This window comes from Planctomyces sp. SH-PL14 (assembly GCF_001610835.1).
GTDB lineage: Bacteria > Planctomycetota > Planctomycetia > Planctomycetales > Planctomycetaceae > Planctomyces_A.
In genome coordinates this window covers 2,794,288-2,815,197 of sequence record NZ_CP011270.1, presented here as the reverse complement: position 1 = coordinate 2,815,197, position 20,910 = coordinate 2,794,288, and the positions used below count along the sequence as shown (strand labels likewise).

Below are 20,910 nucleotides of genomic sequence, written 5' to 3'. Positions count from 1 at the left end.
GCCCCCGGAGCTTCGGGGGTCTGGTGATGTCTCTTCCGGATTCGATCGAAAGCGATTTGATGATTCACGAGATCCTCAATACGTCCGCTCCCGCGGGCCTGAAGCCCGGCAGCAGCGGATATTGCACCGTCAAGAGCAGCCGCGGCATCCCGGGGCCGACGATGGATCTGCTCGAATCGCTGAGCGGCTATCGGCACGTCTTCACGCCGGGGAGCGCCGAGGCCGCGGACAATCCGGTCAACTGGGGGCACTACCTGCTGCGGATCGGCGGACGGCTGGAGCACGTCCTGTCGCGCGTTTCGGACTGTCCGCTCGACTACAGCGGTCGATCCAACAAACTGGCGCACCACATCGTCCTCGAGGGAGCCGCGGGCCCGGCGGGACCTGCCTGGCTGCTCGGCCGGCCGGGGTGGATGATCAATCGGTGGGATGGCCGGCTGGAGCAGTTCCCCTCCGCGCGGATCCCTCCGCAACAGCCGCGTCCGGCGGGGCGTTGCGACGAATGGGCGCGCGTGACCGGGAGTGCCGACAAGGCGGGCTGGGCCGGGATCATGGCGGAGTCGTTCCTGGCCGATCCGGACCGGAAAGTGTTTCTGATCTATCCGCCGAAGATCGATGTTCTGGCGCTCTTCGAAGAGGCGATCGCCCTGCTTCCGGAGAGTCGGCGGTGGGATGTCACGTTCGCGACGTACGGCGCGTCTTTGCCGAAGACGGTGGACTATCTGTGGTCGGGGATCGTCGCCGGGTCAACCGAAGTCCAGCAGAGCCTCCGGTTCGTAAACGCCCTGCGGATCGACCTCACGGCCCTGCAGCCCCCCCCGCCCGGCGGGGCTCTCGTCCAAACTGCCCGGACGGGAATCGTCGTGAAGCGGCCGACGGCTCCCCGCCACATCGATCCGAACCGATCGGGGATCCCGGTCGCCGGCCCCGCCGGACACCCGGCTTCCGCCGCAGGGCGGCGTCCCGCGGCAGCGGACCGGATGAGCCATGTGGAGGACTACGCCGAGGAGGAGCCGCGTCCGCCGGGGCTCCCCCTAGGACACCGGGCGCGGGCCCAGGCCGACTTTCCGTGGGCTCTGGTCGGCGGCGCCGCGGCGGCAACAGTCGTCCTAGCCGCCGCAGTCGTGGCGTTTGTGCTTTCGAAGAAGGGGGAGAGAGGTGTCGCGGCTTCCCCCCCACCTCCTCCTCCGGCTGCTTCCCCTTCTGACGACCAGCGCATGGCGTCTATCCCGCGACCTGAGAGAAATTCGGATGACGATCGAGTGCGGAAAGCTCCCGAGGATTCGGGAATGCCGGAGACCATGCCGCCCACCACCATGCCCCCCGGCACGCCGCCGTCAGTGACAACGCCCCCCCCCATGTCGCAAAACCCGGCGCCGCCCGCTCCGATGCCGCCCGCCGCCCGACCCGACGGGATGCCGGCCGCCCGACCCGACGGGATGCCGGCCGCCCGACCAGACGGGGTGCCAGCCGCCCGACCGGACGGGGTGCCCGCCGCCCGACCAGACGGGAAGCCTGTCGAAATGCCCGATCCAAAGGATGCGGCGCCAGCCAGGACGATCCTGGTCGCAGAGAAGAAGCCGGAACTCAAGGGGAACGACGCCGTCGAGATCACGTTCCCGGCGGCTGAAGATTTGAAACTCAAATCTGTCACGCGGGCGTTCCTGCTTCTCCCATCCGTGACCGCCCCTGGCAGCAGCAAGCTCTACGATCCAAGCCATACCTTCAAAGACGGCGCCTACTCGATTTCGGAAAAGCGGAATATTGGAAGTCCAGCACCGTATGCCGAGATTGTGGTGTCACTGAATGGCATCGGCCAGCTGCAAGCCAGGATCAAGCCGCAGCAGTCGATTGGCGATATTGACAAAACCCACCTTGAACATGCTGTCCTGTGGATCGAGGACGGCGACAGCCGCTCGAATCTTCACTTGCAGTTCGCCCCACCGGTCGATGTGAACGAGGGCGTGTCGATCGACAACTTCCACTTGAAGTTCGATCTGAAAAGTTTCGGGACGGAAGTTCCCAGGCTGAAGAGTTGGTTGGGCGGGATCGATTCCAGCACACTGCGACTGTCGAATATCCAACTGACCTTCAAAGGTGAGCCGCTTCCTCTCATTCAAGGAGAGGCTGGCGCGCCGCGATGGGATTTGAGTCAGCTCACAAACGGCAAGTTTCAGCAGCTGTGGTTGAAAAGCCCTAATTCAGCAGGGCCAAAATCGCCTTCTTCCATGATTCTGGACTTTGAGTCAACGCCCAGCCTTGCTGTGGAAAATAACAAGCATGATGCGGAACAAGAGACACTCAACAAGGACAGGAGCGAGATTGTAAAGCAGTTTGCCTTGCGGGACTTTGACTCAAAAGTTTTGGCGCCAAAGTATACCGGAGAGTTGAGCGACAGTGATGTTGAAAGATTCATCGCCGGCGTGGAGGGCAGCGTGTCCAGTGCGAAGACACATTGGCGGGGAGAGGACAAGAACAGGTCCGACGAAGAAGCCGGGAAATATGCCAAGGACTTAAGGGAGAAAGCCGGTCGCTATCTGGAGGATCTTAAAAAAGTGGTTCACCACGGCCGCGAGTTGAGTCCGCTTCAGAAAGAGCTTCGTGTCGAATCCGCGATGGTCCAGATCAGAATGGCTCCTGTCCATCCTCCTGCCGATTCCTCCGGCGCGGTTCCCGGCGGAGAGTTCTTCGACCTGTTTCGATTCAAAGGCAAGACTGCGGCAGTCAAAGTCGGAAAAACTGGCAAATGATCGTTTGGTTGGATTCAGTCGTCGTGTCCGTCGTCTGATGCGAGTTAGTGGGTTTTATGCAACAGATACAAGCATTGATCGATCGAATCCGCGCGGCACTGGCCGACGAACGGATCGAGAAATCGAATGAGATGGTGGCCCTCTCCAAGGATTTCCAGGAGGTCACGCGGAAGATCAACGAACGGCTCCGTCGCTGCGGCGAGTATCTCCGCCAGGGGCTGCGGGTCGAGGCGATCCAGGAGGCCGAGACCGAACCGCGGCTCATCGAAGCCGTGGGGGTTGTGCAGGGGCTGACGGACGATGAGTGGAAGCGATGGCAGGAGCTGGCGCAGTTCCTGGAGCTGCCCCTCTCGGAGCCGCCGCTTCACGACGTGGCCCAGATGATCGATGAGGCCTACAGCGAGCACGCCCCGCTGGAGAGTCTGTTGCGGCAGCACCGTAAGCTGGCGTTGCAGCGAGCGCCCCTCGCGCAGCGGGTGGCCCACCTGCGGCAGCTCGCGCTGAACGATCCGAATACCGAGGTCTGGCAGACCGATCTCCGCGCCTACGAGGAGGCCCGGCTCGCGCAGATCGTTCAGGTCGCGCGGACGGGGGGACGCGGCGCCTCACTCGTCGAGTGTCAGAACCTGCTGGCCGAAGTCCAGGACGTGCCGTGGACGATCGCGCTCCCACCTAAGCTCATTCCGACCTTGCAGTCGCAGGTGCGGGAGGCCGAGCGAAAGGATGCCCGTTCCCGTCTGGGACAGATCTTTGAGAAGCTCCAAGCCGCCTACGCCGCGGACGATTTCGCGCAGGCGACAACTCCGTACCGGGAGTGGACGAAGTTTTTTCCGCTGGCCGCGTTGCCGGCGGACGATCCGCTCGTCCGAGGATCGCGGGATGCCGCGGCCTGGTGTGAAGAGCGGACCGCCGCCGAGTCCGACGATTCGGCCTGGAGCGAGCACCTCACGGAAGTCCATAGGGCGCTCGGGCGGAGCCACACTTCGGAAGAGGCTCTTCGGCAGCTCGCTGACCAGACTGATGCGTTGGGCCGGACGCTCCCCTTCGATGTGGAATCGCAGCTTCTCGAACGCATCGATTCCTTCCGCACCAACCGGACGCGGAAACGGCTCCTGATCGGAGGGATCGCGAGTCTCATCGAAACCGCGCTCGTGGTCCTGGTGACGGTCTCTGTCACCGGCGCAACGGGGGCCTCCATTCGGAAGGACGCCATCGCGGAGATCGATAAGGCTTTGGAAACCGGCGACGTGCCGATGGCCGTTGGAGTCCGTCTCCAGTATGAGCCCAAGTACTTTTCGGACAACAAGGACTGGAAGGCCGCCTGCCTCCGTATCGACGAGATGAAGGGGAGTCTCGAATCTCGATCCAAAGAGGTCGAGAAACTTCTTAACCAGGCGGACGAGGTTCCGGCGGAAGACGGCGCGCGGTTCAATCAGCTACTGACGAAAGCGGAAGGGATCGCCAAGCAGCCGCCGGCGATGGACAAAGACGCGATCGACGAACGCGTCAAACCGGTCATCGACAAACGCCGGAAGCTGATGGAGGACTGGAACAAAAAGATCGCGTCCAAGATGGAAGGGCACAAGGACTCCCTGGAGGACCTGAAAGAGACGCATAATACACTGTCGCCGCAAGCGAGCAGTGACAAGTTGAACCAGCTCCGCCAAGACGTGAGACAGACCACCGAGGGACTGAATGGTGTAGCGGAGCCAACCCTGAAGGCTCAGGCCGAGATCCTGGCGGCGATCGACGCGATGGAACGCGCGATGATCATGGCCGGCAAGCGGAAGCAGTTGCTGTCCGAGCTGAATGCAAAGTCCCGGATTCGTTCGACGCCGGAAGGCGTGAGCGAGGTGAAGACATTCACCGGTCTCCTGCTCGCCTTCTCCACGGAACTGAAGGACGATCCCCTCGCCGCCGCAATGAAACAGGCCTCGGCCGAAGCGGAGCTCTGGGCGTCCCTGTTCGCGGTCCGGAAGTTCCCCCAGGAGTTCGGGAGGCTCTTTCCCGAATCGGTGGATCTGATCGGAGCGAGGCGGAATGAGGCGAATGAATTCCTGAAGGCGTTCCCCAGAACCCCGCTGGCGGAAGGGGCGCAGAGCTATCTCAAGGCGTTGGCCGTCGTGGAGAATCGCATCGATCCCAAAGCCGGACTCATCGCTCAATTGAAGGCGAATATCCTCGACGCGGCTTACATGCGGGACCTCGAGATCGTGCGAGAGAAGGGGCGTCCTGCTCCGTTTTATCTCATTGCCGGGACCGCCAGCTCGAAATCCGACCGCGTGGAGTTCGCCAGCTGGTCGGCGGTCGGCAATTCCGCAACGATCATCCTGGCTCCGAGCAAGCTCGACATCGCGAAACCCAAAGCGGCGCCGCAGCTCAAGCTCGCCAAGAAAATGCAGGATGAGCTCGACGCGATCAGCATCGAGAACTGGGATCTCACGATGAGCCGACTCGCCAGGGCGATCATCAATGACAAAGAAGACCGGGAGGACCCGCCGGTCGATGCGATCCTGCGACTGACGTTGCTGCGGGATATGTGCGACTTGACCAAGGCCGGAAGTCTGTCGGCACCGACTCACAAACCGTTCCTGGATTTTGAATCGAAGCTGAGTACGACGGTCGAGCGGATCAACCTCCGCACCGACTGGGCCGATCCCCGGAGCGAGGAGGTCGCGCAGCGCCGGGGGCGGTGCCTCGAATACCTGACGGAGATCGCGAGCAACGATTTCGACCGCGTCTGGCCGACATCGACCAATGTCTTGAAGGATCTGCAGAACGAACTCGTCACGCAATACAGCAGCGTCGGATGGATGACGTACGACGAGGACGGCAAGCCGATGATCGACGTCACAACGTCCAGCGGCTCGGGCTCGCTGCTGGTGATCCTGCCGGGAGCCAGCGAGACGGCGGCCGGGCGGTTTGAGACGATCGGGCGATACGACGGCAGCCGCCCTCGATGGCTGCCGACGGCGACGACCGCGTATTTCCTGCCCGGGCGGCTCGTCTTCGCGCGTCCCGCGAGCGCCACGTATCCCGCCCCCGCCGTGCCGAACTGAACGAGAAACGACGATGACGGCTTTTGGAATGGATCAGACACGCTATTTCATCCGCATCCGCGGACAGGTCAAAGGTCCGTATTCCGTCGAGCAACTCTGCCGCATGGCCGGGCGTGGGCAGTTCAGCAAGCTGCACCAGGTCTCCGTCGACCAGTTTCGCTGGAGCCCGGCGACCGAAATGACGCAGGTCTTCCAGGCCAAGACCGCCAGCGGCCCCCAGGAGGCCGTCCCTCCCGGAGCCGCGGCCGGGATCAAGGAGTGGTACTACAACGCGGGCGAATCCAAGATCGGCCCCGTGGACGAAGCGTTCATCAAGGATCTGATTGCCAAGCAGATGATCTCGCGGGAAACGCTGGTCTGGAAAGCGGGGTTGCCGAGCTGGCTGGAGGCCCGGCAGTTCTTTCCCAACTCCTTCGCCCCCTCCAAAGCCTCGCGCGGCCGATGGATCGCGACGGTCGCCGGCATCGTCGCGGCGTTGGTGGTCGTTGTCGGAGGAGGGATCTGGTTCTTCCGGTCCCCATCTTCGTCCGCGATGGCGAAGGCCGACAAGACGTCGTCAGGCAAGACGGTGCCCGCGAAGGCGGGATCCGGCGTATTGATCGCGAACTCTCGGTCGGGCGGTGGTTCGGAATCCGTACCGGCCGTGGCGATCGAGTCGACGGATCTGTCCGACGAAGCCGTAAACGCCGCGGTCAACAGCGCAACCGGGATGGTGGTCGCGTTCCTCAGCATCGATTTGGAGACCGGCGAGCACCACGAGGAGAACTTGGGACACGGGACTTGCTTCTCGGTGACTGCCGACGGCATCGCGTTGACCAATCGGCATGTGATCGACGACCACCGGGCCTACCTGAAATCGACTCCGGAAGGGCGAGTCAGCCGGCTGACGTCGTCCCTTAAAGCCAGTTACGGTATCAAGCGAGAGGCTGGGCGGATCGCCGTCGACAAAGATGGCAAGCCGCAGCCCGACCCCGAGATGCACGCGATTATCGACGCCTACGTCAAAAAGATAGACAGGATCAAGCCTGTGCTGATGACGTACTTTGGAGGGAAGGGTTTCCCGTCCGAACTCGTCCACACCAGCCGTCGCTTCGATATGGCGGTCCTGAAGATCGAACGGACTGAGTCGCCATACTTCGCCCTCAGCAACAGCAGCACGACTGCGAAGTTATCGGCTGTTCTGGCCTTCGGTTTCCCCGGAGTGGCCCAGTTGGCCGTGACGGACGAGGAGCAGGCGATCGCCAAGGCCCGCAGCGAGCCCAAGACGGCAGCGGAACTGTTCTTCGGCAAAGAAAGCCACCGCGATACTTACAAAACCAGCGGTTTCGAACTGACCCCCACTCCCGGCGAGATCAGCGTTGTTCAGGAGGAGTCTGGGGGGCTCTACAACGCGCAACACACCGCCCCGATTCGCCCCGGGAACTCGGGGGGACCGCTTGTCTTCCGAAATGGCCAGTCCAGCGGCGTGGTGTATGGGATCAACACCATGTACCTGAAGAATGATTCGCCTGTGTACATCGCCTTTCCGGTGGCCCAGATGCGTCAGGAGCTGGAAGGGGACGGAGAAGAAGAAGCGGGGCTCACCAACCTGACCTGGCGGTGAGCGGGAACGAGGGTGAGAGACCGTCGCTCTGCCGCGGCGTTCGCCGTCCCAGAGTGAAATGATTGGCGTCGTGCATTTCTTGCATGATGCCGCGCAGGGTTCGGAGCAGTGAGCGGAGACTTGTGATGGCTGTTTCAATCGATCAGTTGTCGACAACAGTTCTGGAATGCGGGCTGCTGTCGCAGGAGGAACTGCAGGCACTCCGCCGTCGGCACTCCCCGAAGGACGCCGCACGGTTCGCGGCGCTCCTAGTGGACCTTAAGCATCTGACCGATTACCAGCGGACGCAGATTCTTGAGAACAACGGTCGGGCGCTGATGCTGAATGACTATATCATCCTCGATCTGCTCGGACAGGGGGGGATGGGGATGGTCTTCAAGGCCCGCCATCGCAGGATGGACCGAGTCGTCGCTCTGAAGACATTCCTGCCCGACCCCACCCGCGCCCCGCGGCAAATGGCCCGCTTCCTCCGCGAGATTAAAGTCCTGGCGCGGCTCAGCCACCCAAACATCGTGGTGGTCTATGACGCCGGTCAGTCCGAAGGGATCGACTACTTCGCGATGGAGCTGGTCTCCGGAACCGACCTTCAAAAGCTGGTCGCCAGCGAAGGGGTGTTGTCGGTTGAGAGGGCGGTGGGGTTCACGCTCCAAGCGGCTGCCGGATTGGGTCATGCCCATGACCAGGCAGTGATTCATCGCGATATCAAGTTGTCGAACCTGATCCTCGACGATAAAGGGATCGTCAAGATCCTCGACTTAGGACTCGCCTCCGACGCGGGGCCGGCCTCGGACATCAGCGTTGGGCAGGCTGCGGTAGGAACCGTCGATTACATGGCCCCCGAGCAGGCCCAGGGGCTCTCGAATGCGGACGCGCGCAGCGATGTCTACTCACTTGGAGTCACCCTTTGGCACCTGCTGGTTGGACGACCAGTTTATGACGGGCCGACGGTCTATGCCAAAATCCATGCCCACGTTTCTGTGCCCACTCCCTCGCTGCGGGAGCAGCGGCCCGATGTGCCGCCAGAGCTAGATCGAGTGTTCCAAAAAATGCTGTCTAAGCAGCCACATAAACGTCACCAGTCGATGCGTGAGGTGATCGAGGAACTGCGGACTTGCGTGCCGAATACCGCCAATGTTCCGGAGAAAGTAGGTGCAGGGGCTCGCTCCACATCTGCTCCGTCGCAACAGCCGCCCCACGGAGCAGGCGGATCCGACAGCCCGGTCAACTGGGGGGCCGAGACGATGGCTGGCGGCCTTCCTCCCGAGTCACCCCTCCGGGACACTTCGAACGCGTTGGGCCTCAATCAACCTACGATAGTCGCGCCTCCGCGTCCGCAGACGCAGACGCCGCGCCGCACGGACGGTTCGAGTTCGAAAACTCAGCCTCGCAAGCGGACTGAATCGCAGCATACTATGCCCACCATGATGCCATGGGTCATGTTAGGCGTCCTGTTTCTGCTGATTGTGCCAGGAGTCGCTGGCTATGTGGCATACTCCCTGATGTATGTACCGCCGCTCAAAGAAGTCGTGCTGCCACCTGCCGAACTGCCGGCGGAAGTAGTGCCAGGCGGTTCGCCCCTGGTGAGTCCCGGCAAACCGAACTCGTGAGCCGTCCCCATAGCCCAAGGATTGAGAGTCAGTGCCCTGCGCGTGACCCTGCTCGGGCAATTTGGAGGTTGAAGTGAGTTAATGCGAGGGAGACGCGGTTCATGACAGCCTTCTTTGACGATGCAAGATCATCACGAACATGTGCAGCCGTCACGTGGGCGACTTCCGGTCTGAGCTATGAGGATGGAGCGGTACACTGATCAGACACTTCCACAAAAGCGAAGTGGTCACATACGCCGAAGCGAAGAAGGGGCTTGTGCTCTTGCCAGGGCGACGGGGGTTGTACGAGCCTTGGGGGGCCGGGTTTCGGCGTCTGGCCCACGACTACGAACGGCGCAGAACGGTGTTAGCCGGCTGACACTCGCTGGCGTTCGCCACCCTGATCCTCCGTAGAACGATGAATCTCATGACAGATTGTGCACAACAGTCTCTAAGTCTTGCTGCGAAAATTGCCTAAGAACTAATATCCAGCTTTGAGTTTTGAGCCATCGGGCCGGGATTTGGTATGTCTCCTCCGCACTCGGTGTTGTCGAGCCGGCACGGGTGACACTGTCGCGGACTAGCGCCTGTCGATCTGTTGCAGAATGGATCTGAAACAATGCCAACGACGATTCCCTGCGTTGCGTGCGGCATGAAGCTTCGCGTAGGTGACAAGACCCGAAACCGACGAGTGAGATGTCCCAGTTGCGGGACCATGAACAGTGCGCGGGACGAGGTGACAAAGGTGACGAACGGACCGATGGCCGTGCGCCTGCCGCCTGCCGTCCGCCCCGCTGCGCCGCAACACACTTCTTCTCCCGCCGCGAACGCGTCGGCTCCGTCTTCCGGCTCGGTCGGAAAGCCCGCTTCTCCGGATTACGCATACGACTATGAGGCCTTCATCAGCTATCGCCATTTCGATGAAGACCGTACTTGGGCTCAATGGCTTCATCGGGAAATCGAGACATTCAAGACTCCGAAGCGGCTTGTCCGCGACTTGGGAGTACGAGCTCGGCTGCGTCCCGTTTTTTGGATGAAGAGGAATTGGCTGCATCCTCTGATCTCAGCCGGGAGATCGATCGAGCATTGGTCCGGGCCAGATTTCTAATCGTGGTTTGTTCGCGGCGGACGCGCGAATCGCAATGGGTCAATCGAGAGATCGTTCGTTTTCGAGAGCTAGGGCGACACGATCGCATCCTCGCCCTGCTGATCGATGGCGAGCCGCACGAGGCGTTCCCTATCGCATTGGGCGAGATCCGCCGCGCGGCGACCGCGAGAGGTGAGGGCTCGCTCGCTGCGCTGGAACTTATCGAGCCTCTGGCGTCGGACGTTCGTCCGCGGAAAGACCTCACCGCAAAAGTCGTCCGGACGCGAGCTCGACTCCGAATCCTGGCATCGCTTCTGGAGGTCGACTTCGACGATTTGCGACAGCGAGAGGCCGAGCGGCGGCGGTCGCAGGTCATGCAGTTCACCATAGCTCTCGGGATTCTCTTGGTCGGGATGGTGGCCGGTTCGTGCGAGTATTTAAGACAGCGCCGTGCGACGCACGCGGCCGAGATTCAAGCGGACAAGGATCGGCGGCTGGCTTTGGCAGAGTCGGCCGCCGCGGATGCCGCCAGAAGAAACGAGGCCGAGGCCAAGAAGAACGCAGAACTGGCGAAGCAGAACGCCGCAACCGCCGAAACGCTGAAGAAGGCCCAAGAAGAACTGACGGAGCAGCAGCGGCTGGCACGGGTCAAAGCGGAGTCGGAGCGTGCGTGGTGAGTGTATGTCCAGGAGATCCAGCGGATCCCACTGTTATGGACAGAGAACCGGCACGACCTGATCCGTGAAACTCTGGCCAGGAAGGAGATCGCCGACAACATCCATCGCGGTTTGGAATGGACCTACTGGAACCACAAACTCGGAATCAATCAGGAGTTCACGACGATCGAGTCGGAGAACTTTCGGGGGTTCGGACTGGCCCTCAATACTCAAGGGACCCGGGTGGCAGTGAGTGATTTGCGCGAAGCCGGCGTTTGGGATGTGCGAACAGGACGCTCGCTTTGGAAACATCTGATTGGGACCGGCGATCCCTGGAGTGGGGGGCGTCATGGCTGGCACAACGGAGTGATGTTCAGTCCGGACGGAAGACTGGTGGCGGCGATCTCCCGCGAGGATCAGCGCATCTTCGAGATTCGGCCGAAATCCTACCTCCGAATCTGGGATGCCGAGTCCGGCGTCCAGAAGTTTGCCGTGGAAGCAGATCGGGAGATCAGTGGGCGGGCCGCAGGCTTCTCGCCCAACGGTCAATGGATCGTCGCTGACGGTGATCCCTGGAAGGCTTGGAACATCCGGAGTCACGAGATGGTCCAGGGACCGCCTTCAGTCAGTGGCATCCGCCAGTCTGTGGTTGACTTTGAAACGGATGCGACAATTCCCAACATTGCGTTCTTCGGAGATGGAACAATGTTCGCCAACAGCCGCCGTGACATTTGGCGTCTGAACGGCGAACTGTACCGCAGCGGAAATGAGTTCCGAGGACCGGTGGAGCCGGTCGATTATCGGTGCGTCTTCCCCGCCGTCTCAGAACCGATGGTGTGTGAGGTCGGCAAGGACAACAGCCTGGTGGCGAAAACGGGACACACGTCGACAAAGCTCCACACGGGATACGTGTGGAGCCTTGCCGCAAGCGAGGGAGATGTTGCGATCGGGTGCAACGATAAGATTGTCCGGCTCTGGGAACCCGAGGCAGCCGTAAAACGGGAATTCCGCGGATCTCAAGGCCCCTGCAGTGTCGCGGTCTCCCGGGCGGCCGTCGCGGCGATCGATGCTGAGGGGCGGACTATCGTTTGGCCCCGGTCCAAGGACGTCCAGCGGAAGTATGAGGCGCTGCCCATTCCGGACGCTGTTGCTCTAGGAAAATGGGGGGATACTTCGGGTGTCCACAATGGAGTGGATCTCTGGTCGAACGCGGAGCCGGCAAATCGAGCGGCTCGCGTCCGCTCCCGCGACGGCAAGTCGTATTCGATTCCGATTCGCGGCGCGCCCCCTTTCCCGATCGTGCGGAGCCCGGACGGCAAGTTGCTCGCGTTCGTCTACAACCAACATTCGACCGACCCGCCTAATCGCCCCCAGAGGGGGCCCGCTTCGACGATCGAAGTGTGGCGGTTAGGCGACGCCGCTCCAATCCTGTCAAAGGAGTTTGCGGAAAGCGCGGGCGGAAGTTTCGATCGATCTGGAACACGGTTCGCCTGTCGTGTGTCCAGTGTCGGAGTGCTGATTTTCGATCTGACAACGGGAAAGATCATTTCCCAGTTCCCATCTTCGGAAGCTCACTTTGGATATTGCTTTAGCCCGTCAGGGAAGACGGTCGTTATCGGCGAAGATGAAAGCTTCAGCGTGTACAACGTCGATTCAGGGGCGCTTCTCCACCAGCGTCGACCTGGAGCCATTCTGTATGGCATCGACCGAACAGGCCGCTGGATCGTGGCGAGTCACTATGCGAATTCTCCGCAGGGGCAAACCATGTTCCTTCTGGATCTCGAGGATCCTGAGGAGAGCCGCGTGGTGCTGCCATCCCTCGACGTTGACATTCATGCCATCGCGGTCACCAAGAATCAACAGCGGCTCGTAGTTCAGACAGATGATGGGCTGTTTATTGCCTCCGTCAACGATGGAGCGATTCTCGCCGAGATCCCGACCACCGAATGGCTCGATCTGTTCGACGTCGATACCGCACTGGGTGCGGTCGCAGAACTCTGGACGAAGGGGCCTTGACGCGACCCTGGCCGGGGTGCCTCATTCACGACTCTGTACGGGCCTGCATACCGACGGCGGATGGAGCACCTGGAGGAAGCGTTCCGGCTGGAACGCGAGGGGGAAGACTTCCCACTCCGTGTTCCGTATATGCTCCGCGGCTTTGTGGACCAACTGGGCCCCTGTTACGAGCGCGTTGATCGGGAGGACTGGGTCCGCCGAATCCGGGGAGCCGCCATGAACGTAGGAGCTGAAGAGCTCCCGTCGCCCCAGGATCTGAGAGGATACTGGCACGAGAGTTTCGGGCGGTTCTAGCGTCTATGCCGCCTTGCCCGCCAGCAGGCTCAGACTGGCTGTTGGAATGAAGAGGATCGGGCGATGGCTTCGCCGATCGTGAAGCGCCGCGGCTGGCTTCACCCGCCGCGGCAGAGCTCGAATTTTCGAGAGAGGACTATGGCTGTCCGTTCAATCTGTCGGAAATTTCATGACCGGGCCCCAGAGTTCCCGTGGGAGTGGGACTCTGGGATCTCTGTCTCTCAGTTCCTGAGGTTGAACACCCTGGAGGAGGTTCCGAGCCCGCTCGACGACTCCGTCGAGCTGCTCATTCGAGCGGACGTTGAGCCGCCGGAAGCGATCGAAGAACTCTCCCAAGTTCTCAACGGCTGAGTCCCGGAAGACCTTGGGCTTCCCATCGTCGGCGCCCGCAGCTGCTCGTAAAGGGCAGGACTAAGCTGCTGGAGGTAGTTCGGCGGTTCTACCGCCGGAAACTCCCACGCCACTCCAAGCTCGTCCCGGAGAGAAATGGGGTAGTTGGGATGTATTGAACAGCTGTCCGAGCCGATGCCGCGCCGCCTCCCTCAGTTTGGCGTAGGTGGCGTCGAGGTCAGAAACCGCCCGAGTCAGCTCTCGCTGGTACGCCTGGAGCGTCCGGTCGAACTGATCGATCTCCTTCTGCGGGATCAGTCGCAGACCGGGTTGCGGGTATCCACCACGATTTGGACTGGAATCTGAGTAATCTCGAACAGCGAACCGGATGAGTGGATCGGATCGGATCCAAAGCAGAGCAGAAGCACCTGCCAATTCCGGTCGATCGCCCGTTCCTCGCTGAGACGGCGGACGAACGGATGTACCGCGTTATGACGGACCGGGAAGCGTGGTTTCGAATCGTCATGGGGCATGAAGAAGTCAGCCCATTGATTCCAAGGTCTGGTGATGGGCCACCAAAGACGATCCCCATCGATCTTCAGGGCCAGCTCACGTTTCAACTCGGCCTCTCCCAAGACAAGCCACGCGGTAGCCAGTGACCGCAGCCACCGGTCCCTGCGGTCAAGCCTCGTTTTGCAAGGTCCGCTGTCGGAAGACTTTGCAGAATCCCGACGTTAGCTTCATCCTGATTGCAGTTTTCGGTGCACTCGCTTCCGTGAGGACCCCGAATCTGACATTTCAGGTGAAGCAAGGTTGGCGAAGTTGATCGTCCGTCCGTATCCGAGTCGTCCCGGTTGAACGCTTCAGTTGGGAGACTCGCACTAACGCGTTCCTGGTGCGTCCGCCTGGATCGCCTTGACCGCATCGCGCGCGTATGAACGAATATCGCTGTTTTCGTCAGTAGTCGCTGCCATCACGGCCGGAAGAGCGACTTTGGCTCGCGGACCAAACTTCTTCAACGCCATCAGTGCGTAGGATCGCACATTCCCCTCCGGGTCGTTGCGAACACATTCGGCAAGCGCGGGAACACAAGTTTCCGATAGAACACCGATTGAACCCAGAGCACGGGCGGAGACCCATCGAACCTGAGTATCTTCATCTCGCAGTCGCTTCAGGATGGCCGGAACGATCCGGTCATCTTGAGAACGCCGGTAAGTGTTCTCAAGCACCCCGACTGCACCAAAGCGGATCCGCGGGTCTTTCTCTTCGAGGGCCTTGAGAAGCGGATTGACGGCAGCGGCCCCCATGACCTCAAGCACTCTTCCGGCCAGATCTGAACTGCGGTACTTGAGCCAGCATTCCGGTTCCGTAGGAGACTCGCCTGCCGCGTCATACTGCGGTGCCAGTAGACCGATGAGTGTCGGGATTTCGGAATGGGAGGCTGGTCCAAGTGCCTCGAAGGCGGACACGGTCTGTGTGTCTTGCAGCATCTGCGCGTCCCGCTTGAGTTCGCTGCGCAACAGCTGCGTCGGGCTCTCGCTCGTAGTTGTGATGCGATTCATGAGGATCGGGATTGCGTCCACGCCCATCCCACGGACGGCCTTCACTGCGGCGCTGTGCTTCTCCATGTCGGGATAGCGACCGTAGGCGAGGTCGTTCAGCCACAACGTCAGACTCCGGCCCTGGAAGCGTGGTTCCTCTCCGCACTCCGCCTGCGGGCTCGCGGACAAGGACGCCAGCAGCACCCCGAGCCCCAGGACGACGTGTGAAGGTTGCAGGAGCATGCAAGTCTCTCCCTGACGATCGGGTTCGCAGATTGAAGCCAGACGAACCGTGCAGATTGGAAGGAATCTTCTCAGTCGCCCGCGTCGCGCTCGCGTGGAACGGTCGTTGTACTCGTCATGTTGAGGTCGCTGAGATTCGGCTTCGTGAGTTTAGGGGGATCAGCGCTGCAGAGGCCACCGGAGGTCGAGGCAATCATCGAATTTTCGATGGCGAAGGTGGGAGTCGCTCGATTTCATCCAGCCGTAGACGCCCTTCGTCGTTTTCAGCACCTCCTTGCTCGAACTGGTCGCATCCCTGACCGCACTTCGAGTTCGGCGGCACTGGAGTCTCAGACAGGAGTCGCCGTCACACACTGGAAGAGAACGTGATCATCGGGGCGCGGTCACTGCCGCGGCGGTTGCAGTGAGCGACGAGAGACCGGTACTTGTCGTGCTTGACGTTGCAGTCGTGGAGGGAACGTTCCATTGGGGAGGTCGAGCAGGCAGACCTTGACGATGCGGGCGTTTGGCTGTGTCGTCATATCTTCATTGTGAGACGTTTGTCACTGCTGAAGCGAAGTGTCATTGTCGGCGGGCGCAGCGGGCGGCACTGGGAGCACGGAGACCAGGACGGACGTGTCGGGGGCCTTGCCGGAGTAGAAGGCGAGGGCGTGGTTGTTGCCGAGACGAGTGGCGTTCACATTGCCCGCGTCGAACATGACCTGGCTACCCGTGGCGACCACCTCGGATGCCGGCCAGTGGAGCGGACGGCCGAACACGTTCCCGGGGTCGACGACCCGGCGGCGCAGCAGGCCCCGCCCGCGCTGATAGTAGTAGTGGCTCAGGAGCCCGGTTTCGGGGTCGAGCATCAGACTCGGCGTGGAGTTCGCGACATCGGTGATGTTCGTCTGCGAGCGGGTCCACGTCGCTCCGGAGTCGCGGGACTCCAGTTGGAACTGAGACCGCGCCGTGGTCGGGCCGCCCATCTCGGTCCGGGCGATGGCGAGAATCCGGCCGTCGCCCAGCGAGACGGCGGCGGGCTCGGTGGGCCACTGCTCTTTGGGCAGCCCCGATTCGACCGTGGTCTGGGTCCAGGTGCCGCCGTCGTCGCGGCTCGTCACGGTCCCCCAGGCGTTCGTCGGCTTGTCCCCGTAGTCTCCGGCGAACCACAGGGCCATCAGTCCGACATCCGGCACGGTGAAGATGTCTGTGATCTGCATCGGATTCATGGCGAGCTTCGGCGTCGTCACGAGGGTGAAGGTCACTCCGTCCGTGGTGCGGTAGAGGTCTTCATGCCGCTCCGGCCCGACACGGCGGATCCAGACCAGCATCGCCCCGCGGGAGTCCAGTCCCTTCCCCACGGGAACCTCGCCGTAGTGCGGCGTATTGGCCACCACGGTCTCCGGCGTCCAGGTCTTTCCGCCGTCCGTGGAGGTCCGGGCGTACGCGGCGCGGCTGTCTTCGCCGATCGTATGTCCGCCGCCTCGGCTGTAGACGCAGACCAGCTTGTCTCCGATCGCCTGCAGCATCGGCCATGAGTTGTAGCCAGAGATGTCCTGGACGACGTGGGGCTTTGCGGGAGGAGCGATCGGAGTCACCTTGACCATCGCCAGGCCGATGGGGCTGGTGAAGGTATCCGCGGGATCGCCCGGCTCGCGCTGAATCCGCAGCCACAGGGGAGCGCCGGGGACCACCTCGTGGCCCGATTCCAGAACGATGGTGCGGGTCTCGAACGGCGCGGCGGAGAGCGCCATCCGGACCGGAGCCCCGAGGGTGTAGCGGGCGGTGACGGGGGCATTCTCCACCATCTGCGAGAGGTGGACGCGGTAGACATCCTCGACGTTCGGATTCGTCTTCTCGTCCGCCGTGATGACAACGATCTCGACCTTCACGGCGGTGCAGTCGCGGGGGAGGTCTCCGACGAGGCCGGCAACCGACTGCCCAACGGTCCCCCCGGAGAGCGACCAGACAGGGATCTGCACGGAGCCGCAGGACATCAGGACGAGAGACGGTTGGCCCGTTGCGATCGACAGGTCGTTGGCGGTCAGGACGATGGGGGCCGGGCTTCGTTCGTCGGCCGATCCGACTGGGAGGAACGCCAGCAGGCCGACGGCGAGTGCGATCAGGTTCACCTTCACGTCGATGTCTCTCACGGTGGGCGATGCGGAAGAATTCTCGCGATGGAGCTTCACCCTCGCACCATGAGCAGTTCTGTCCCGTGAGACAACCCAGCCCCCTACCGCTGGACCGGTTCGGCAGACCACGAAAAAGCCATCGGGTCATTCCTGGTGATAGGGCTTCCTGGTCTCATACAGCTTGAGCCGGGCCTCGTGCTCTTCTCCGAACTGCGGGTCATCCGACTTGACGACTCTCGTTTGCCACTTCACGGCATTCTTGAAGTCGCCCTTCTCCGCGCAGGCGGCAGCCAGGGTGTCGAGCTCTCCAGAGCTGACCCAGTTGGTTAGCTTGCAGGCCTTTGTCGCGGCGACCACCGCCTTGGCACCGTTCCTCAGTTTGTCATCGGGACAGGTTGCCAAGACCCAGGCGACAGCGTTGTGGCCGGCGACATAGTCGGGGGCGACACGCACGGACGCCTCGTAGTCTCGAATCGCAGCGGCAAACTCCCTCTTTTTTTCCATGAGCCAGCCTCGCTGCTGGAGATTGCGGGGATCTTTCGGATCGAGTGCGATTGCTGCCTCGACATCCTGGATGGCCTCGTCATCCTTCCCGGTCTCCGCCAGGAGACCCGCCCGGCAACAGAGGGCTCGCGTCATCTCTGGATTGAGTTTAAGGCATCGGGTGTAGTCTTCGATCGCCTGCTCGAACTCTCCCTTCGCGTCATAGGACAGTCCCCGGCTCAGATAGTACGTCGCCTTGCTCGGTTCGAGTTCAATGGCCTTGTCAAACTGCTTGATTGCCTCGTCGTACTCTCCGAGCGAGTGTGTGAAAAGACCGTGGGCTTCGTAGTTTCGCGCCGTAGGCGATGCCTTGAGTTCCTCGTCCAGAAAGAGGAAGCCCTTGGACATTGGAAGGGTATCTTCCCGCTTGAGCGATCCGCGGAGAAGACGCCGGCCGTCGTGCCATTCGACTCTCACGTCATTCCCTTTGACGACAATGACCGTCAGCATGGTCTTGGCCGGAATGACGACCTTGTCCGTGCCGCTCGTCTTGAAGGGGGCATCCACCTTCGTAACGATCGATCCGAAGGGAATGTAGTAGGTCCCGTCCGGCTCTTGTCCGCGGCACTCCAACGAACACAAGAAGACAATCGCCCACAGAACGCCGAATCGCATGGCACTACTTCCGAGAAGTCGTCAAGCAACGATTGGCCGAGAAGAGTGAGCGCGTCCCGGCAAGAAGGTCAATCTACCGGCCAGGTTCAGGACGGCAACGGCATCGGGAGGCGAATTCCTCAGGGAGACTTGCCCTTCGTTGTGAAATGGGCACCGACGTAAGCCGGCTTCTCCTCGTCGACATAGGCAGAGCGCCCCTCGTTGGATCAGCGGAAAACGACGCCCGGGGACGGGATCGGAGGGTGTAGGGCCAACCACCGCTCCGCTCGACCATCCCCGAGCGGACGGATTCTGGAGACAGCTTGGGCCGGACGCAACGGAGAAATACTCTCGCTCACCACAGTGGAATCCCGTCGGCGAGCCGGCGAATTACCAGTCGGGAGGGCGAGTCACTTGGCTGCGAGTTCCCGGTCGACAAACGCTTATGCCTACGCATGCGCTGCGACGGCCTCTTGATGTGCCAGTACCCGGCGGTTGTATTCTGCGACTGTGTCCTTGCGCGAGAGCATGCCAAGGAGTTTGGCCCCCTCCTCGCTCAAAACGGGCAGTTCGTCGACATTGACGGAAGTGAAACGTCGGAGGGCCGTATTCAGGTCATCTTTCGGCGTCAGGCTCACGATGCGAGTTGTCATGACGTCCCTTGCGTTGGCGAGCGTCCAGATCGACTGATCGAAGAAGTACGACCTGACATCGTCGATCGAGAACACGCCGACGACCCGGTCCCCCATGTCGACGACGGGAAAGATGCTCTGACGCGTTGTCGGCAGGACGTCCATGATCTGCTTCATCGTCATGGATTCCCGGATTGTTTCGCGCTGTCGGAGCTGGACGTCTTTCACGTGCAGTCCTTCGAGGACATCCACAAGGAAGTCTCCACGGTGCGCCGGCGAGTCCATACGAGTTGGGACCTGCTTCTCATAAAGCGACCAGCGGTGACAGAGGAGGAAGCAAAGTGTGGAGACCCACATGGTGGGCAACAACAGGCGGTAGTCGCCTGTCATCTCTGACACCATGATGATCGTCGAGATGGGTGCGTGGGCGCTCCCGGCAAAGAATCCCGCCATTCCGACGATCGCAAAGATTTCGGGCTTGGGCGCCAAGGAAGGGACGACGGAATGCGCTGCGAGCCCTACGGCCGCACCCAAGCAGCCGCCGATCACCATCGACGGGCCAAAGACGCCGCCAGAGCCTCCCGACCCGATCGTCAGCGATGTCGTGAGAATCTTGAAGACCGCGACAAGGATCAGCGTCGTCGCTCCCAGGCTCTGCGCATTCTCCAGGGCCGTCTGCAGAACTCCATAACCCGTGGAGAGTACGCTCAGAAGATGAGGATTCCGGCCCGAAGTGAAATAGAGGCCCAGCCCGCAAAGGCCTGTCAGAAATGCTCCGATCGCTGGCCGCAGTTGCGGCGACACAGGCACTTTCTTGAATGCGGCGTGCAACCCGTAGAAGACGCGGACGTAGGCGAAGCTGGCCGCAACCAACACCGCAACGAGCAAAGTGAGAGGAAGCAACTCAGCGATCGACGTCACGGAGTATCCCAGACCATTGCCGAACAACGGCATGAACCGTTTGTCTGCGGGAAGGCTCAGCGAGTAGACACTGAATCCAACAATGGAAGAGATCGCCGACGGGATGATGGCATCCGTCTCCAGATCGGCGTCGCGATAGAGGATCTCGGCCGAAAAGATGGCCGCCGCCAGAGGGGCGCGAAAGATGGAGCCGACCCCCGCGGCGATTCCGGCTGTCAACATGAGCCGTCGATCGCGAGACGAGAGTCCGAGCCGCGTCCCCAGGAACGAGCCGAATCCGGCGCCGATCTGTGCGATCGGGCCCTCGCGTCCTCCGGACCCACCGGTGCCGATGGTCACGGCGGAGGCCACCAGCTTGACGATCGGAATCAATGGCTTGATATAGCCGCGTTTCTGGTGAAAGGCTTCTATCGCGGCGTCGGTGCCATGTCCTTCCGCCTCGGGTGCGAATGTGTAGACGAGAATCCCGGAAACGAGTCCTCCCAACGTGATGGCCACCAGCAACATCACGGGCGACAACGGTGACTCTGCGTCGTGCGTGAAAGGTGTATGTTCTCCTCGCGGCTCACCGGGCGAGTAATGCGCGAGATTGCCGAGGGTGTGGTGAAAGACCGCTTGGCTGGAGATCTGAAAGACGATCGCTCCAAGCCCCGCCACGATCCCGATGGCACTGGAAAGGAGAATCCACTTCGCAATGCTGGCATTCTCCGTCCCCACGAACCAGGAAACGACGGCGGCCAATGACTTCATCACGGTTCCCATGCTGATCGAATTCGAGTCGCGCTCAAGGTCGAGTGTAACGAAGAGGAGGGCCAACCGGCCCACAGACCTTCTTCAGCTCGGCCGATCTGGCCGATCCGATCGACAGAGGAGAAGGCCTCACCTCCCAAGGGGAACTGCGGTTTCGGATGCTGCTCCGGGACATCCGTGTCACCGAATTC

The 20,910-nt window shown here is 61.5% G+C and carries 11 protein-coding genes; 6 read left to right on the top strand and 5 right to left on the bottom strand.

Translation table 11 applies throughout. The features are described 5' to 3' along the window. The first annotated feature begins 26 nt into the window (after window positions 1–26). From VT03_RS11050 to VT03_RS11025, 6 genes are all read left to right on the top strand, one after another. On the top strand, window positions 27–2,750 hold the full coding sequence (locus tag VT03_RS11050) for a hypothetical protein (protein ID WP_075093035.1): 2,724 nt from the start codon (window positions 27–29) through the stop codon (window positions 2,748–2,750). 74 nt (window positions 2,751–2,824) lie between these two features. Beyond that, on the top strand, window positions 2,825–5,809 hold the full coding sequence (locus tag VT03_RS11045) for a hypothetical protein (RefSeq protein WP_075093034.1): 2,985 nt from the start codon (window positions 2,825–2,827) through the stop codon (window positions 5,807–5,809). A 13-nt stretch (window positions 5,810–5,822) separates the two neighbouring features. Next, entirely contained in the window at window positions 5,823–7,412 is a 1,590-nt protein-coding gene (locus VT03_RS11040; RefSeq protein WP_075093033.1) for a GYF domain-containing protein, read from the top strand. 125 nt (window positions 7,413–7,537) lie between these two features. Then, window positions 7,538–9,019: a serine/threonine protein kinase gene (locus tag VT03_RS11035; protein WP_075093032.1), complete on the top strand. Its 1,482-nt coding sequence runs from the start codon at window positions 7,538–7,540 to the stop codon at window positions 9,017–9,019. Between the two features lie 921 nt (window positions 9,020–9,940). Next, window positions 9,941–10,762, top strand: coding sequence for a toll/interleukin-1 receptor domain-containing protein (locus VT03_RS11030; RefSeq protein WP_082846124.1), 822 nt, complete (start codon window positions 9,941–9,943; stop codon window positions 10,760–10,762). After that, window positions 10,763–12,757: a WD40 repeat domain-containing protein gene (locus VT03_RS11025; RefSeq protein WP_075093030.1), complete on the top strand. Its 1,995-nt coding sequence runs from the start codon at window positions 10,763–10,765 to the stop codon at window positions 12,755–12,757. A 938-nt stretch (window positions 12,758–13,695) separates the two neighbouring features. Here VT03_RS11025 and VT03_RS11010 read toward each other — a convergent pair. The 5 genes from VT03_RS11010 to VT03_RS10990 form a co-directional block, all read right to left on the bottom strand. Beyond that, window positions 13,696–14,001 carry a hypothetical protein gene (locus VT03_RS11010; protein WP_156514413.1) on the bottom strand — a complete coding sequence of 102 codons (306 nt, stop codon included), beginning with the start codon at window positions 13,999–14,001 and terminating at the stop codon, window positions 13,696–13,698. A gap of 261 nt (window positions 14,002–14,262) precedes the next feature. Then, entirely contained in the window at window positions 14,263–15,048 is a 786-nt protein-coding gene (locus VT03_RS11005; RefSeq protein WP_197489298.1) for a HEAT repeat domain-containing protein, read from the bottom strand. Between the two features lie 659 nt (window positions 15,049–15,707). After that, window positions 15,708–17,297: a sialidase family protein gene (locus tag VT03_RS11000; RefSeq protein WP_197489297.1), complete on the bottom strand. Its 1,590-nt coding sequence runs from the start codon at window positions 17,295–17,297 to the stop codon at window positions 15,708–15,710. A 126-nt stretch (window positions 17,298–17,423) separates the two neighbouring features. Continuing rightward, window positions 17,424–18,272, bottom strand: coding sequence for a tetratricopeptide repeat protein (locus VT03_RS10995; RefSeq protein WP_197489296.1), 849 nt, complete (start codon window positions 18,270–18,272; stop codon window positions 17,424–17,426). 593 nt (window positions 18,273–18,865) lie between these two features. Beyond that, window positions 18,866–20,785, bottom strand: coding sequence for a chloride channel protein (locus VT03_RS10990; RefSeq protein WP_231870642.1), 1,920 nt, complete (start codon window positions 20,783–20,785; stop codon window positions 18,866–18,868). Between the last annotated feature and the right edge of the window lie 125 nt (window positions 20,786–20,910).

Excerpts from the sequence above, each read along its gene's own strand:
- VT03_RS10995 (WP_197489296.1), bottom strand. The coding sequence starts at position 18,272 with ATGCTGACGGTCATTGTCGTCAAAGGGAATGACGTGAGAGTCGAATGG.
- VT03_RS11035 (WP_075093032.1), top strand. The coding sequence starts at position 7,538 with ATGGCTGTTTCAATCGATCAGTTGTCGACAACAGTTCTGGAATGCGGG.
- VT03_RS11030 (WP_082846124.1), top strand. The coding sequence starts at position 9,941 with ATGGCTTCATCGGGAAATCGAGACATTCAAGACTCCGAAGCGGCTTGT.
- VT03_RS11040 (WP_075093033.1), top strand. The coding sequence starts at position 5,823 with ATGACGGCTTTTGGAATGGATCAGACACGCTATTTCATCCGCATCCGC.
- VT03_RS11050 (WP_075093035.1), top strand. The coding sequence starts at position 27 with ATGTCTCTTCCGGATTCGATCGAAAGCGATTTGATGATTCACGAGATC.